This is a genomic window from Acinetobacter sp. YH12095 (assembly GCF_013419245.1).
GTDB lineage: Bacteria > Pseudomonadota > Gammaproteobacteria > Pseudomonadales > Moraxellaceae > Acinetobacter > Acinetobacter towneri.
This window is the reverse complement of sequence record NZ_VPAL01000005.1, coordinates 123,278-139,395: the sequence shown is the minus strand read 5'-3', so window position 1 is coordinate 139,395 and position 16,118 is coordinate 123,278. Positions and strand designations below refer to the sequence as shown.

Below are 16,118 nucleotides of genomic sequence, written 5' to 3'. Positions count from 1 at the left end.
TGGAAGCAGATGAAATATTATTGGCGAGATTTTCAAGTCATGACAGCTGATAAAATAGAGCAATGGGTGGAGAGAGTATCAAACCAATTCGGAAAAGAATACATGTTTACTTTTTAATGACAGCTTATGTCCGCTTTCAACCAATATTTTTGCATAAAAATATTGAGAAATTAAAGGATAAAGGTCTGTTTCCAAAGGATGGAAATTTAGAAAATAATACTATTTATTTGTATGAGTTCAATATAAGAAATCATGTTGTTAATTTTGATTTAAAAATTGGAGCAGGTGAACAAGAAGTTCGTGAAAGGCTTTTTGAAATATACCGCAAACACAAAAGTTTTTTTAATCGTGTTGACAAGAATTTACAGCCTAAATGGCATCAGTCATTTCAGAAATTAATTTTGTCTGAAAATGATATTGGTGATTTTATAGAAAGTGGGGATACAGAAAAATTAAGAAAAATTCTGACTGAAAAGTTTCGTGAACTTATAGAGCAGGATTTACCAAAGTATATTCAAATACTAGAGTCTGAACTCCTTTAAAATAATGGAATAAGCCCACTATAATGAGTGAGCTTATTCCTTTTTATTTAACGCGCCCGACGTCCACGGCTTTTGGTATTAGGACGTGTGGTACCATTGGTCTTACGACGTGGCTTTTCACTTTCTTCCATTTGCCAAATACGTGGCGTACCTGATTTTTTCTTAGGCGTACCATCTTTATTTTTCTTTTGATGGGTTGGCTTGCCACCCGTACCACCTGGTTTTTTCACATATGAACGTGAGCGATACGGTTCAGCGGCAGGCACATCTTTAAAATCAGGATATAACAACGGTTCAATTTCTTTGGTTTCACCAGGCTGTAAACCCAACTGCACCAAATCAATTGAACCAATTTTGGTGCGGATTAAACGCAAAGTTGGAAAACCAACCGCAGCCGTCATACGACGCACTTGGCGGTTGCGACCTTCACAAATTGAAATTTCAATCCACGAAGTAGGTACTGAAGCACGGAAACGTACAGGAGGATCACGCTCCCACAACCATTCAGGCTCATCAACTTTATACGCTTGCGCAGGCAAAGTTATTCCATCTTTCAGTTCTACGCCTTTACGCAATTGTGCTAAGGCATCTTCAGTGACATCACCATCGACTTGAACCAAATAGGTTTTGTATTTTTTATTGGCTGGATTGGTAATAAACTGATTCAAGCCGCCATGATCAGTCAAGAACACCAAGCCTTCCGAATCCATATCTAAACGACCAGCTAAACGTAAGTCAGGGTCGTCTACAAAAGCCGACATGGTGAGATGTTTTTCATCATCACGGAATTGAGAGAGAACGTCATATGGTTTATTTAAGATGACGATTTTCATAAGAAATGCTTCTTTAAATTCAATAAATTGGGAAAATTGAGAGTATTTAAAAGGAAAAACGGGCGATTTCCAATTAAATCGCAAATACAGTGCGTTTGAGATGGCTCTATTATGCGATAAGAATGGGGGAAAGTATTGCTTATTGATAAATATTTTTTTGGTGTGCTTGCCAAAATGAGCAGCAGTATCACAACGATTAAAAACTAGAAAGCTAAGCGCTAAAAAAGCCCAATGTTGGGCTAAAGAAGACAGCTTTTACAAACTTGGCATCACAGCCAATAACATACTTCCCTGATACTACTGCTCGCTTTATGCCGAATTAGTCCAAAATCAACCCGCTTGGCAGATTGAAAGTACAGAAATTGGCTAGGCACTTATAGTGAAAAGAACTTAAGATGAAATAAGTGTATATATTTTTAGGATCATGAGTTCATTAATGAAAATTTACCAAGTCGATGCTTTTAGCCATGAATTATTTAAAGGCAATCCTGCTGCCGTACTTGTTAGTAAAACATGGTTAGCCGATGATTTAATGCAAAATATCGCATTGGAAAATAATCTGTCTGAAACCGCTTTTGTCAAAATGATAGATGCGGAAAACTTTGAAATTCGCTGGTTTACACCCACAACAGAAGTCGATTTTTGTGGACATGCGACACTTGCCAGCGGCTTTGTTTTATTTAAGGATTATACCGAGACAAAGACAATTCAATTTCATGTGAAAAAATTGGGGATTTTTACAGTTCAGCAACAGCAAGACGGCAAAATTTGCATGAATTTCCCAATTCGTGCTGCCCAACAAGTTGAAGATTATCCCGATATTTTACGCCAAGCTTTGACTAAACCATTTAAAAACGTCTATATCAATGCGCAAGCCTATATTGTGGAATATGAATCGGTACAAGATGTGTTAGATGAACAGCCTAACCTTGAATTATTAAAACAATTGGGACAGTTGCGCACAGCCATTACGGCACAGTCGAGTGTTGATGTTGCGATTACTGCCTCTGCAAATACACAGTATGACTGCGTATCGCGTTATTTTGCACCAGCCATGGGCATTGCAGAAGATCCTGTTACAGGTTCAATTCATACTGCAATTGCACCGCTATGGGCAGAAAAATTACAGCAAACCGAACTTGTGGCATATCAGGCTTCTGCCCGAGGTGGCATACTGTATTGCAAGATGTTGCCTAATGGTCGTATCGAAATTTCAGGTTATGCACAGCTATATTTGCAGGGCGAAATCATGATTTAAACTATGTCCTGCATTAGATTTCTTTCATCCTTTAAAAATGATCAAATGCATAGTCAAATTTACGATTGATCATTGCTTTATTTTTGTCATATTAAGTTTTCATCTTTCTTTATAGGAAAAAAGCTGAGATGAGAGTAGTTTGCAAGTTTTGCTTGGTTTAAATCATATATTTTGCAAATTTTTACGGTTGATTTAATCGCAGCTTGGTATGCTGTTAAGCTCAAGTTGAAAATTGCCATTTTCGATGGCAAATCAAAAATAGAATGAAATCAATCGGGAAAAAGAAGTTGCTACGTTTTAAAACCCTCACTTTATCTTTATGTGTACTGGCATTCAATGGCGTGGTTTTCGCCCAGCCAGTTTTAGTAAAATCTCAGCAAGAAATACAAGAATATCAACTTGATAATGGCTTAAAAGTCATTTTGGCACCCAATCAAAAAGAAAATAAAGTCTTTATGAATATGGTGTATTTAACGGGCTCATTGAATGACCCCCAAGGCAAAGGTGGTTTGGCACATTTGTTGGAACATTTGGCATTTAAAGGTACAGAAAATGTACCTGCCGAGGAATTTCAGCGCCGTTTAGATCAATATAGTTTAATGCACAATGCCAGCACCGACTATTATTCGACTAAATACACCAACATCATTCGTCCTGAAACTCGCGCAGTCAATGAGATGATTTATCTTGAAGCGGAACGCATGGATAAGTTGGTCATGCAGGAAAAATATGTGCCTGCCGAAATTGCGATTGTAAAGCGTGAACGTGAAGTGCGGATGGATCAACCGTTTTCAGTCTTGATAGATCAGGTGTGGAAATCGGCCTATGGCAATCAGTATTTCGGACGCTTACCTATTGGCGATTTAAACGAACTGCAATCCATCAAAATGCAGGAATTAAATCAATTTTACCGCACATGGTACGCGCCGAATAATGCCATTTTAGTGATGACAGGCAAGTTTGATCAGGCAGCGGTGTTAAAACAAATTGATCAACATTTTAGTCCAATTGCAGCACGACAAATTCCCAAACAAGTACAAGTGCCTCGATTAGACAGTAACAAAATTCAGCAACGAAATTTTGTGGTACAAAAGGGCAGTCAACTGGCCAAATTTAATCTGTATTTAAATGGCAATGACGAAAAGATCAAAACCGCTTTGGCGCTGTCACCTTATTTACATACGTTGCAACCGAGTGGGTATTTGTATCAAGCACTGGTAGAAACAGGCAAAAGTACCATGGTGCAGTCCAGCACTTGGTTAGATCAAGATTTTAATTTGGTGCTGATGGGGGCTTTGTATGCACCGAATCATGATGCCAAGCAATTACAAGCTGGCTTGAATCAAAGTATCGAGCAGGCAAAAAACTTTGATGATGCCGAGTTACAACGTGTGAAAAACTTGATTCAAAATCAGGCAGACAGTGTAATGAATGATGCGGTGGCTTTGGGTGGTCGCTTGAGTGATTATGCTGTGGCTTATCAGGGTGATTGGACACAATATTGGCGTGATTTAAACAATATTCAACAGTTAAATGCAGATGAACTAAATCAGCGTTTAAAACAGTTCTTCACTGCACAGCATCGGGTCATTGGCGATATTCAGCCCACACCTGAAGATCAAAAACAGGCACTCACAGCAAAAAATAATCTAAATACAGCAAAAACTTTAGATCAGCAAGATACACCTGTTACACCTTTGAAAGATGTGAAAAGTTATCAGCAAGAAGTGACAGACTATGTGCAAAAATCTAAACAAGCTTTGATTCAAAATGAAAAAAAGATTCAGCGTGGCAGCTTAAAAAATGGTGCCAAGTATGCATTATTTCCAACTGCAACTCGTGATGATAAAACCTATGCCACTATTTCGGTAAATTTTGGTACGGCACAATCTTTATTTAAGCAGGGCGAAATTTTAGATTTAACCGCATATTTGTTGCTGCGTGCATCTCAAGAGCATAGCTTGCAAGACATTGCCGATCAGTCAATTGCTGCAGGCGGTTCAGCGTTTGCCCAAGCCGATGCTAATGCGATTCATATTCAAATTGTGGCAAAAAAAGAAAAGTTTAATGCGTTTTTTAACTTTGTTTTAGATGTCATGCAAAATCCAAGCTTTGAGCAAAGTCAGTTTGATTTAATTCGTTCTCAAAGTTTATCCAGTTTAGAACGACCTTATACCGAGCCTGAAACTGTGGCAGCTTTGACTATGGCGCGTTTAATTGAAATTTACCCGCAGGGCGATTTACGCTATCACTTCGAACCTGAATTTGCGAAGCAACAACTGCAAGCTGCAACCCAAGCGCAGGTGCAGCAGTTATATCGTCAATTTTTTGCCATGAATCATGCACAGATTGCCATTACAGGTGAGTTTGATCCGAAACAAATCAAAAAAACTTTAGTTCAGCGCTTAGGACAATCGCGAAATACGGAAGCATATCAACGCTTAGATTCAGCCTATACGGCATATCCTGCGAAAAAGTTGCATGTATTGGCAGAACAGCGCGAATTTGGCAGTTATCAAAGTTTATTGACCTTGCCTTTGGGTGTGAATCATCCTGATACACCTGCCATGATGGTGCTGAGTTATATTTTGGGCGAATCGCAATTGTCTTCACGTTTGGCGCAAGAATTACGTGAAAAAAATGCATTGGTTTATGGTTTTAGTAGTGGTTTGAGTTTAAGTGAATTTGAACAATCGGGTGCGCTCAGTATTTCTGCACAATACAGTGCAGGCAAGTCGGCTCAAGTGTCACAGGCGGTGCATAAAGTGTTGCAGGATTTGCGCCGTGATGGTGTCAGCTTGCAAGAAGTTGAAGCTGCAAAAGCCGATATTTTGAAAAAACGTGTGACTGCCTTAGAAGATGAACGCAGTATCCACCGTATGTTAGTGCCACAATTAGAACAAGGTCGTGATTTACGTTACCGTGAGCGACGTGATCAAGCGTTGGCAAAACTCAGTAAAGCCGATGTAGATGCTGTGATTCAGAAATATTTACGCTTAGAACATTTGCTTGAAGTAGCCGCCGATCAATATGGTCAAGCCAATGTTGAGGTGCTGCCGTTAAAGCCGCAGTCTAAATAAAGATTCAATTTAATTTTGAGCAGATACAAAAAACGCATCCATTTCGATGCGTTTTTTGTCTTCAAGTTTGCTATCTATGCTCAATTGGCTAAAGCTTTATAAACGATAAAACTGTTTGGCATTATGATGAAACACTTGCTGCAAAGCATTTGGATGATAGGCCGCAACAATATCACTAGTCGCATCAATTAAATTGACCAAAGACGTGCTCACTCGATCCATTGGAAAATTGGAAGCAAACATCAACCGATATATTCCAAAGCTTTGTAAGGCATGCTGAATCAGTGGTGCAGTTAAATCTATAATTTCCTGTTTTGAGGCTTCACGTTTTTGCAAGTGAAATTGATGTCCTAAAACAGGCATAAATAACCCTGAAATTTTGCTGTAAACATTTGGACAGTGTGCCAACTCGGCAATATCTTCTTGCCAACGAAACAGAATGTTTTCCCGTGCTGTTTTGGTCACGCCTGTATGTGTGCCAACTTGCCCGAACAGCCCTGCAGGTGTGCCCAAATGGTCAAGTACAATAGAAGTTTCTGGAAATTGTTTAGCCAGCGCCAAGACATCGCCCAATTGGGTCGAATACGTCCATGCATCAAAACTTAAATTATATTGCGCCAAAGCTTCAAAACCTTTTAGAAACTTTTTGTTCCGATATAAATGTGGTTCGTCTGCCCAAGAGAAAATCCCGTGATCTTCATGCACGGCTGCCATTTTACGAATTCCACGGAAGTTTGGAGAGGCTTTGTGATGTAATTTTAGAATTTTCTTAAAATTAGAATCGCGCGGGTCTGCAGTGGCGACAATCGCGCCCAAAGCCAAACCATTATTTTTAAAATCCAGACTTTCTATAAATTCGGTTTCACCAACTACACCTTTGCCTTTATGGTTGTGCCAATTGGCTTCAATATGCACAACTTTTTCAGCCGTATAAAAACCTAAGTCGCGGGCATAATGCTCAGGTAAATAGGGCGATGTGACGTGCTCGGTGCGTCCCAAAGTTTCAATGAGTGTTTTCGGTTTTATCAGGCGGATGGTTTTATCTAGCAAATTGGGATGCTTGCCCAAAAGCTTAACAGCAAGTCGTGCGCTGTGTGGCGTGTTATACGGATCCCACTGATGAATATGTGCATCAATGAGTGCAAATCCTAGATTCTGCATAATGATCCTGTTTTTATGACGCTATTATTTCACTATTCAAAGCCATCATGTTACAAAAGGGAAGGGTTATTTATCGAAATCTACAAGTTTGAAAATTAGCCGCAATAAAAAAGCCCCGTAGGGCTTTGTTTATATGCAAAATTAATGATCGTGCGAGTGGTCGTGATCATGTTTATGGGTATGAAATTCTTCGTTGTGACGGAAGCGCAAATAGTTTTCAAACTGTTCGCAATATTCATCATAGTTATCTTCAAGCATCATTTGAAATTGCTGCAAGATATATGACATAACTTGGTCTTTGGCATCGCGCATTTCATTGCCATCTTTAAAATTATTGGCTGCCACCCAAGTATTAAAACGTGCAGTAGCAAATAACATGGCAGCACTCACCTGACCACGAATTTCGGCAGGTTTTACTGTGGAGCCTTTTTCAAAATGACAGAAGCCATTGGCCTGTTTAATAAATTCATCGGCACGTTCAAAAAAAGCCGCATTTAATGCTTCTTCTTCGGTTACATCGGTTGCTTCAATCTTTTGAACCATGAATTTTTCCTAAGCTAAAAATCTGAATGTTTCATTATAGGCAAAGCCTTGCAGAAACAAAACCTTTGCCTTAAGCTAAAAATAGCCTAAGCAAAATTGGAGTGGTTGATGCAAGATGCGATTGCGGTACAAAGTTTAAAAAGCGACATTGCTTTATTACGTCAAAATATTTGGCCACCCGTGCAACTTGCCCATGTTGAAGGCTTGCCGATTTATTATGGAACACGCGCAGAAGTAGCAGAATACTATAAACAATGGACAGGGTTGATTGAACGTGCACAGGATTTATTTCAGCCTTTTATGCAAGATGCAGTCATTGATGCGGTGCATTTACCCAGTCATTTGAACTTGCCCTTATTTTATTTTCATGTCGATCGGATTCGAGTGAATAAAACCCGCGCCAAAGAATCGAAAACTTTTCGGGGGATTGCCAGCCTGATCGAAAAATGTGGGCAATTTGAACCGCAGGAAATTCAGCTCATGCAGCGTTGGTTAGACAGTGATGACAATGCAGCACTGGTGGCACATCGTGAGTTTATTGATTTGCGTACTTATGTGTTTCAGCATGGGCAAAGTGACTACACGCGCACCCGTTTTTATGTGAATGGTATTGTATTAAGTGTCGAACCATATTTTGAACTGGTCGATGCCCGAGATAAGCCACGTAAGCAGCGTAGTGACAGTTATCAAGACCCTTTGGCAGATAACCAAACATGGAAAGTATTTGGTAAATATCGTTAATCTTTTAGAAAGTTTGGAATTTGCAGATTAAATACTAATCTAAGATATAAAAAATAAGCTCAACATGAAATGAATCCCTGTTGAGCTTAAATGTGATCATTGATTGATGATCAAACTTCAACTACGACCAAAAAGGCTGACTTTCAGCAAACTGCTGTAAATCCTGTTCAATCTGTATGGAAATATGACGTTCTTCCGACGCAATCCAACCCAATACAAACCATGTTTTCGGTTCAGTTTGAGCATGGCTTTCATATAGACCTTGTGCCACCATTAAATCATTAAAATGCCCTAAAGTTTCCTGTAATGGTTTTAGGGTTTTTAAATACGTTTTGACGTCATCTTCTGCAAATAAACTACTCACAAACTCCACGGTATAGCGTAAACGTTTTACACGCTTACGCGTGCGGTGTTTAGATTCCACATCCAAGGTTTGGAAATGACCTGTATCATCACAAATTTGTTGATGCATTTTCTGCAAGCGTTTACGTAATACTTTTTTGAATGGTTTTGATTCTGCATCTGCAATCGCAGCCGAATGTGCAAAACTCATAAGTTGTAACAGTAATAAGGTTGTGGTCGGTGAGCGGAAAATTGCATCAATCGCAATGTTTTCAGATGCTGCAGGTGGTAGTTCGGTAATAGGTGAGCCTGCATTTTCAAGTTGCGGAATCAGACTTTCGCGCAAAGCATCTTGATCGCGGGTCGAATCTAACTGCTGAAAAAGTGTCGCCAATTGACTTTCCCAATTGTTATTTGCCAACGCATCATATTCAGCAAAAATTTTTAAGGCACTGCGTAAACGTCGAATGGCAACACGCGCTTGATGCACATGCCCACTGGCATAATCTTGACTGGCAATCGCAGCTGCATTGGGTAGCAAGTGTGCCAAACAATTCTGAGTAATTTGTGTCAACAACTCATGCATATTTTCGGGGTGTTGCAATTGTAAAGCACTTTGCTGCTGTACAGGAATCATGGTTTCATTGTTATACAGCATATTGCCACGCTGCGATTTACTACGTGTGTCGAGCCATAAATGATATTTTTTAATCCACGGCTGAATATAGGCAATTAAATCTGCAATTTCACCTTGTTTCAGTTCAAACTCAACTTCGTAAATTTCAATCGAATTTTTACCTTGTCGGATTTCACCTAAATCAAAAGCAACTTCAATTTGGCTGTTTTTATAATGTGCCAATTGACTGTAGCGTAAAACATCGGTTTCAAACTGCAGAGTTAAATTGACTTTTGAACCATCCAAAGCCTTTTTTAAAATCTTCCGAGCTTGTTTATGATTTTCATAACATGCCAAATCACACAATTCAGGCGCATCATGTCCTAACTCATGTTCAAGCTCAAAGCGTTCATAATGTTGTGGACTAGGCGCTTTTAAAGTTTGTCGCCAAATATCTCCCTCTAAACGCTGACGCAGGGCAATGCGTTGTTTGGCTAAGTGCTGGTCAGGACTATCATAATATTTAGCCCATAAATGTTGTTGTTGAACTAGTTTGTTCTTTTTAAATGCTATTTCGAATGCCGCACGATAATTATGTGGAATTTGAAATTTCAACTCTATTTCAGACATCGGGAATTCCCTCGATGAAAAAAGATACGTTCTATTAACTATAGTGTAAATCTATAAATGAACAAGGGGAGAACTGTGAACAAAAGCTTGAAAAATAAAATAATTTGTATTCAGTTTTTAACACAAAGCAGCCGAATGAATATTCACAAGGCTGCCGTTGTATTGCAGTATTTTTAGCGTGTGCTTTGAGGATGTTAAGGATACTTATTTTAAGAATTTACGGCTCACCATAAATTGTTCTGTCGCTTCCAATAAACGCTGTGCATACACTTCCTGTTTTGCAGTGAGCCAACCTAAAACAAACCAGTCGCTCGCTTCCAATTCAGTTTGTTGAATGTATGCTGCAGAAGATGCCAACACTTGATATTCCTGTGCTGCAAGCTGTGCATCATTCAAAGCTTTACTATATTTCTGCAAATTTTTGACATCATAAATATGCGTCAAAATGGGGAAGCTAAATTTTAGTTCCTGAATACGCAAAGCCAGTTGATCTAAACTTTCAAAATCGTGAATATCACTGTGCTGTAATTGTTCATGTAACTGCTTATATTGCTGTTGCAACGTGTTTTGTGCGGCAGTTTTTAAGTCTAAACCTGAGTGATCGCTCGCGGCTAAACTAAACATCAATAATTCTAAATAGTGATGCACATTTTGCGTTGAACGGACTAAATTGACCAATTTTTCTTGGGCGTACAAGGTATCTTTTTTTAGGTTCTCTGCAGTCGTCGGGTTCTGTAAAAATGCGCCGAGTGTGGCTTGCATGTGTTCCAAATGCTGCAGGTGATCAAAATGTTGTTTAAATGCTGCAATTTGCATGGCCCATTTATCGCCTAAATGCTTCGACCAATCTTTAAATAAGGATAGTGTTAGTTGTAAATGTTGCAAAGCGAACTGCGCCTGATCAATATGACTTTGTTCGGCAACTTGAGCAGAAATTGCGGCAATATTGGGCAATAAATGCTGTAATTGTTGTGCAATTAACAGGCGTAAATTTTGGTCGGCATGGTCTTTTTTACTGAATTGAAATTCTTTGCTCTGAGCCGCAGGGCTGACTTTTTGCTGCACAGAAAGCAAATGTCCAATTTCTGCTTTATTGCGCACATCCAGCCATAAATGAAATTTTTTCACCCATTCAAAACTAAAAGCCAGCAATTGCTGAATTGAACCTTGTTTCAGTTCAAACTCAACTTCATGTACTTCAACTTCAGCATCTGCACAACGAATGTGACCAACATCTAAACTGATTTCAATGTCAGTATCTTCAACGGTCATTAGTCGTGAGGTACGTTGAATATCGGTTTCAAATTGTAGTTGCAACTGATCCCAATTTTGTCCCAAAGCTTGATTTAGCAATTGTTGTGCTTCGGGAATACTTTGATAAATTTGCAGATCAAGTTGTGGTGGAGTATCTGGATTTTCAGTTGGCGCAAGTGGATGGTTATGTTCAAAACTATGAAAATGACTTTGACCTGCCGCTTTTAAAGTTTGTACCCATTGCTCACCTTCTAAACGCAGTCTTAACGCCATGCCATGATGCGCCAAGCTGTGCGTAGATGTATCAAAATAGCGTGCTTTTAATGGAATTTGAGTCGATTTTTTCGGGTCTAAAGTTTTGAGTAGTGCAGTACGACGTGCGACTGGAATTTGAAATTTTAATTCAACTTCGACCATGAAAAATATCCTGAACGTAAAGCATGTTGCGCCAAAGCAGCGGCAAACAAATTGGTATTATAAATTTGTGAAAATTGCAGAACTAAGGTTTTGCAAAAGTGCGTTTGATTGTAACTAAAATATGCCAAGAAGTAAGGCTTGACCTTGGCTTTTTTAGGGTCTGTTGGCATTTCCTAAATGGCTTGCGCTGTAGGCTAAAACTGAGCAGATCAGGCATGAAACGTAGGGTATAGCGAGACTATTGCCAAGTTTCATAACGCAATCTGAGAAAGTTTTAGCCACAGCCTTTCAGGACAAGCATATTTTTTGCTGCTATTGCGTTATGAGTCAGTTATTTAGAACGACTAAATTTCCTGTCTCATGCCTTATATCAGCTGAAAAATATGCGTTGTCGCAAACATAGACGAAGTGTCAACAGACCCTTGAGTTTGGTTTTTTTTTGGCTTAGTTTAAAGTGTCATTGAGCGTAGCAAAAATAATTCAAACCTATAAACATCAGGATGATGAACATGAACGCAGCATTAAACCCCGAATTTGAGCCGACACCAGATCCCAAGTTTGAATTGCCAATTCAGGATTATTCAACATTTTATCGCTTTTATTTAACTGAACACCGCAACATTATGAGCCGTCGTTTGCACGTTGTTGGCAGTAGTATCGGTTTATATTGTGTGAGTAAAGCCATACGCCATAAAAAAGCCAAATATGTACTCTATGGTTTGCTGGCAGGCTATGCTTGTGCATGGGTCGGGCACTTTGTTTTTGAAAAAAATAAACCTGCCAGTTTTAAACAGCCTGTGTATAGTTTTATTTCAGACTGGCGGATGTTTGCCGATGTTTTGCGTGGTCATTTAAGTTTGCAAGATCGTGCTAAAGATAAAATTCCAAGTTGAATTGAGCGCTTAGTTATACCGTTTAGGCAAAAACTAGACGATATGTGATTATTTTCATAAAAAATGTACAAATAAAATTAATTTTTTGTTGAAATGATAGAGTGAATATTCTAATAATGTGTCATCAAATTTATTGATAAAAGTTTGTGACTTTCCAAGCCTAGAGTGACCTTTCTCTAGGCTTTTTTTATGTGAAAAATTATATTCAGAATGGTGTTAAATCAGAAATCATTCATCTTTAAGCAAGGATATAGAGCAAGCAGGTTACTGATAGAGCGGCATGAAAAAATATAGACACATGATCATTTGTCGCATCCCCACATGCGCTCTGGCACAAATGATCATGTGTCTAAATGGGCGACCTAAATATGTCGTTATTCGCTGTAGTCACCCGTATGGATTTTAAAATCCATATCTTATTGAACTGGTTGCAGTTCTTGTTTTGCGCAGTTCAATTAAAGCTAAATCTATCTTTTAGCGCTATCACTAGAATTTGGTATTTTTAAGTTTTTGACTCAATAAAACCCAAACAAAATAGAAGCTTATAGAGCCTATATAAAAAAACTTGTTGAGCCTGAGGTTCTGACACATGCCGCCTGAATGTGTAATAATACAGACCTTGTATTATTTGTGGCTGAGATTATGCGCGGTTTATATTTGATTACCAATGATGATCCTATCGAACTGCTTTTGGCAAAATTAGAAGGGGCGATGGCAACTTATGAAGTCGCGGTGTTGCAATATCGCCGTAAAAATGTGCCTCAAGCTCAGCAGGCATACGAAATTGAATATATGAAATCGATGTGTGATCAATACAAAGTGCCATTTGTGATTAATGATGATCTTGAAACTGCAGTGAAATATGGTGTTGGCGTACATTTGGGTCAAGAAGATGGCTCTATTGTTGAAGCGGTTGCACGTTTACCACAAGATGTATTGATTGGTCGCAGTTGTAATAACTCGATTGAATTGGCAGAGCAAGCCATTGCCGATGGTGCAAACTACGTGGCTTTTGGTGCAGTCTATGCAACTGAAACTAAACCTGAGGCAAGTACACTTACATTAGACACGCTCACACTGGCGAAGCAACAACTCAATGTGCCAATTTGCGCGATTGGTGGTTTAACTGTTGAAAACAGTCAGCCTGTCATTGAAGCAGGTGCAGATTTATGTGCAGTGATTAGTGATATATTAAGACGTCCGATGCATACTGTTGCACAGCGTGTTTATGATTGGTCTGCACTTTTCAAAGCAGACACTTAAAGCAGACAGCTAATTTTTTATTTTATTTTTTGAGTTGAGTGCCTCCATGAGCTTATCTCCAAAGCAAGAACAATTGTTTAAACAAGCCAATAAGCATATTCCAGGTGGTGTCAATTCACCTGTACGCGCATTTAACGGGGTAGGCGGAACCCCTGTATTTATTGAAAAAGCCAAAGGTGCTTATTTGTACGATGTCGATGGCAAACGCTATGTCGACTATGTAGGTTCTTGGGGACCAATGATTTTAGGTCATGCCCATCCTGCTATTATTCAGGCGGTGCAAGCTGCAGCTGAAGATGGTTTGAGTTTTGGTGCGCCAACGGTGCATGAAACGACTTTGGCCGATATTATTTGCGAAATTATGCCTTCAATTGAGTTGGTTCGCATGACCAACTCAGGTACAGAAGCCACCATGACCGCAATTCGTTTGGCGCGTGGTTATACAGGTCGTGACAAAATCGTCAAATTTGAAGGTTGCTATCATGGACACTCAGATTCGCTGTTGGTCAAAGCAGGCTCAGGACTTTTAACCAGTGGTGAAGGTGAAGCAACTTCTGCGGGTGTTCCTGCCGATTTTGCCAAACACACGTTGACTTTGCCCTATAACGATATCGCCACTTTAAAAGAATGTTTTGCAAAGTTTGGTGCTGAAATTGCAGGGGTGATTGTTGAGCCAGTTGCGGGCAACATGAACTTGGTTAAACCAATTGATGGTTTCCTGCAAGCAATTCGTGATGTCTGCGATGAACGCGGCTCAGTCTTTATTATTGATGAAGTAATGACAGGTTTCCGTGTTGGCTTAGGCGGTGCTCAGGCGCATTATAATGTTAAACCAGACTTGACCACACTCGGTAAAATTATTGGTGCTGGCTTACCAGTAGGTGCATTTGGTGGTAAACGCGAAATCATGGAATGTATTGCGCCATTAGGTAAGGTGTATCAAGCAGGTACTTTGTCTGGTAACCCGTTGGCGATGCGTGCGGGCATTGAAATGTTTAAACATTTACGTGCCGAAGGTTTTTATGAAAATTTAACTGCGCAACTGGAAAAATTGTTGACAGGCTTGCAAGCTGCGGCAGATGAAGCAGGTATCCCGTTCAAGACGCAACAAGTCGGTGCTATGTTTGGTTTGTATTTTACTGACCAAGATGACATCACCAGTTTTGATTCTATGCTGAATTGCGATGTCGATGCTTTCCGTAAATTCTTCCACGGAATGTTGCAACGTGGTGTGAACTTGGCGCCATCTGCTTTTGAAGCAGGCTTTATTTCATCTGCGCATAGTGATGAAGATATTGCCTACACCATTCAAGCTGCAAAAGAAACATTTGCGGAAATGAAGGCGTAATTTGACCTCTGCTTAACACTGTCCTAAAAGGCATAGATATCTCCAAAATATCTATGCTTTAGGTTAAATTGAAGACATACTCTTCAATTTAATATCAAAGGCTTAGATCAGCGTCTTGTTAAACACTAAAATAGCCTGGTCAAACTAAATATGAATCCTATTACTTCATTTGCTCCCGCCATCAAAGATATAGCTTCAGAACGGCTTTGTTGTGCAACTATCTTGCACTATGATTTCATTGTATTTTTCTATCCAAATTTTAAAAACCTTTAAAACAGTATCTTAAAAAATATTTATGCAACAAAGCCTCCTGCATGCTATAAAACCCACATTTCTAAAAGCAGGCTGATTTAAAATTCAGCAGATTGTCTGATTCAGGAATGTAAATCGGAAAATTCATCGGGAATTGATGTATTTTGCATTGTAATTCTGTGTCAGGCTTTTTATTATTGCCGCCTTGTTTTCACGATCGGCCCGGAATTGAAATTGAGTAATTTTCTAAGCGAACACCTGATTCATCGTGACGATGAGTTTATGGTGATACATAAACCCGCTGGCATACTCACCGTTCCAGGTAAAACAGCAGATTTGCAAGATTGTGTGATGAGTCGTCTAGTTAAAATTGAGCCGCGCACTTTGCTGATTCATCGCTTAGATCGTGATACTTCGGGTATTTTGGTATTTGCACTCACGAAATGGGCGCAAAAACAAATTTCGCGTCAGTTTCAAGAACGCCAAACCGATAAAACCTATCAGGCATTGGTGGCAGGGCAACTGCAAGGTGAAGGCACTGTAGATGTGCCTGTGGTCTATGATCCTGCACATCCTCCATTACACATTGCCGATGCAACCCATAACAAACCTGCGTTAACGCATTGGCGTGCATTGGAGCAATTTGAATTGCAGGGGCAAATTGTGACTCGTGTGCAACTGACGCCGATTACAGGTCGTTCGCATCAATTGCGAGTGCATATGCAATATTTAGGTCATCCAATTATTGGTGATACTTTATATGCCACGCCCGAACAGCAACAACTCATGCCTCGTTTGTGTTTACATGCAGCAGAATTAAGTTTTCTGCATCCACAAACTGAGCAACGTGTACAGTTTACTTGCCCAGTCCCATTTTAAGCGAAAAAGATTACGCAAAGCCTGTGCTTTAGGCTCTCTTTTTAGTGCGCTTTATGTCAAAATATA

At 39.5% G+C, this 16,118-nt stretch carries 13 protein-coding genes and 1 pseudogene; 9 read left to right on the top strand and 5 right to left on the bottom strand.

Going from position 1 to position 16,118, the window contains the following annotated elements; all coding sequences use genetic code 11:
* A pseudogene (locus FTU35_RS06175) lies at positions 1-117 on the top strand (transposase); the annotation flags it as partial.
* On the top strand, positions 117-542 hold the full coding sequence (locus tag FTU35_RS06170) for a hypothetical protein (protein ID WP_218951276.1): 426 nt from the start codon (positions 117-119) through the stop codon (positions 540-542). The pseudogene FTU35_RS06175 and the gene FTU35_RS06170, both read left to right, overlap by 1 nt.
* A gap of 47 nt (positions 543-589) precedes the next feature.
* On the opposite strand, the gene FTU35_RS06165 is transcribed toward FTU35_RS06170, so the two are convergent.
* Positions 590-1,375 (bottom strand): rRNA large subunit pseudouridine synthase E, encoded by a 786-nt coding sequence (locus tag FTU35_RS06165; protein WP_180064592.1) that lies wholly within the window; start codon positions 1,373-1,375, stop codon positions 590-592.
* Positions 1,376-1,811: 436 nt separating this feature from the next.
* Here FTU35_RS06165 and FTU35_RS06160 point away from each other — a divergent pair, with 436 nt between their 5' ends.
* Positions 1,812-2,633, top strand: a complete 822-nt coding sequence (locus tag FTU35_RS06160; RefSeq protein ID WP_179990194.1) for a PhzF family phenazine biosynthesis protein — start codon at positions 1,812-1,814, stop codon at positions 2,631-2,633.
* A gap of 263 nt (positions 2,634-2,896) precedes the next feature.
* Positions 2,897-5,713: a pitrilysin family protein gene (locus FTU35_RS06155; RefSeq protein WP_180064591.1), complete on the top strand. Its 2,817-nt coding sequence runs from the start codon at positions 2,897-2,899 to the stop codon at positions 5,711-5,713.
* 96 nt (positions 5,714-5,809) lie between these two features.
* Here the strand turns inward: FTU35_RS06155 and FTU35_RS06150 are convergent, their stop codons facing one another.
* The gene (locus FTU35_RS06150; RefSeq protein ID WP_096901876.1) at positions 5,810-6,874 is read right to left on the bottom strand and encodes an amidohydrolase; all 1,065 of its coding nucleotides are present in this window, start codon (positions 6,872-6,874) and stop codon (positions 5,810-5,812) included.
* 141 nt (positions 6,875-7,015) lie between these two features.
* The gene (locus tag FTU35_RS06145; RefSeq protein ID WP_004973007.1) at positions 7,016-7,417 is read right to left on the bottom strand and encodes a DUF3144 domain-containing protein; all 402 of its coding nucleotides are present in this window, start codon (positions 7,415-7,417) and stop codon (positions 7,016-7,018) included.
* A gap of 108 nt (positions 7,418-7,525) precedes the next feature.
* Between FTU35_RS06145 and FTU35_RS06140 the strand changes: the two genes are divergently transcribed.
* Positions 7,526-8,158 (top strand): hypothetical protein, encoded by a 633-nt coding sequence (locus tag FTU35_RS06140; protein ID WP_167846097.1) that lies wholly within the window; start codon positions 7,526-7,528, stop codon positions 8,156-8,158.
* Between the two features lie 121 nt (positions 8,159-8,279).
* Here the strand turns inward: FTU35_RS06140 and FTU35_RS06135 are convergent, their stop codons facing one another.
* Entirely contained in the window at positions 8,280-9,746 is a 1,467-nt protein-coding gene (locus FTU35_RS06135) for a CYTH and CHAD domain-containing protein (RefSeq protein ID WP_180043812.1), read from the bottom strand.
* Positions 9,747-9,950: 204 nt separating this feature from the next.
* Positions 9,951-11,417, bottom strand: a complete 1,467-nt coding sequence (locus FTU35_RS06130; protein ID WP_096901882.1) for a CYTH domain-containing protein — start codon at positions 11,415-11,417, stop codon at positions 9,951-9,953.
* A 503-nt stretch (positions 11,418-11,920) separates the two neighbouring features.
* On the opposite strand from FTU35_RS06130, the gene FTU35_RS06125 reads away from it, so the two are divergent.
* From FTU35_RS06125 to FTU35_RS06110, 4 genes are all read left to right on the top strand, one after another.
* Positions 11,921-12,310, top strand: coding sequence for an Mpo1-like protein (locus FTU35_RS06125; RefSeq protein ID WP_373682974.1), 390 nt, complete (start codon positions 11,921-11,923; stop codon positions 12,308-12,310).
* A 642-nt stretch (positions 12,311-12,952) separates the two neighbouring features.
* Entirely contained in the window at positions 12,953-13,573 is a 621-nt protein-coding gene (thiE, locus tag FTU35_RS06120; protein ID WP_096900945.1) for a thiamine phosphate synthase, read from the top strand.
* 46 nt (positions 13,574-13,619) lie between these two features.
* Positions 13,620-14,921: a glutamate-1-semialdehyde 2,1-aminomutase gene (gene hemL, locus FTU35_RS06115; protein ID WP_180064590.1), complete on the top strand. Its 1,302-nt coding sequence runs from the start codon at positions 13,620-13,622 to the stop codon at positions 14,919-14,921.
* 486 nt (positions 14,922-15,407) lie between these two features.
* Positions 15,408-16,052: an RluA family pseudouridine synthase gene (locus tag FTU35_RS06110; protein ID WP_004973024.1), complete on the top strand. Its 645-nt coding sequence runs from the start codon at positions 15,408-15,410 to the stop codon at positions 16,050-16,052.
* Positions 16,053-16,118 lie beyond the last annotated feature (66 nt).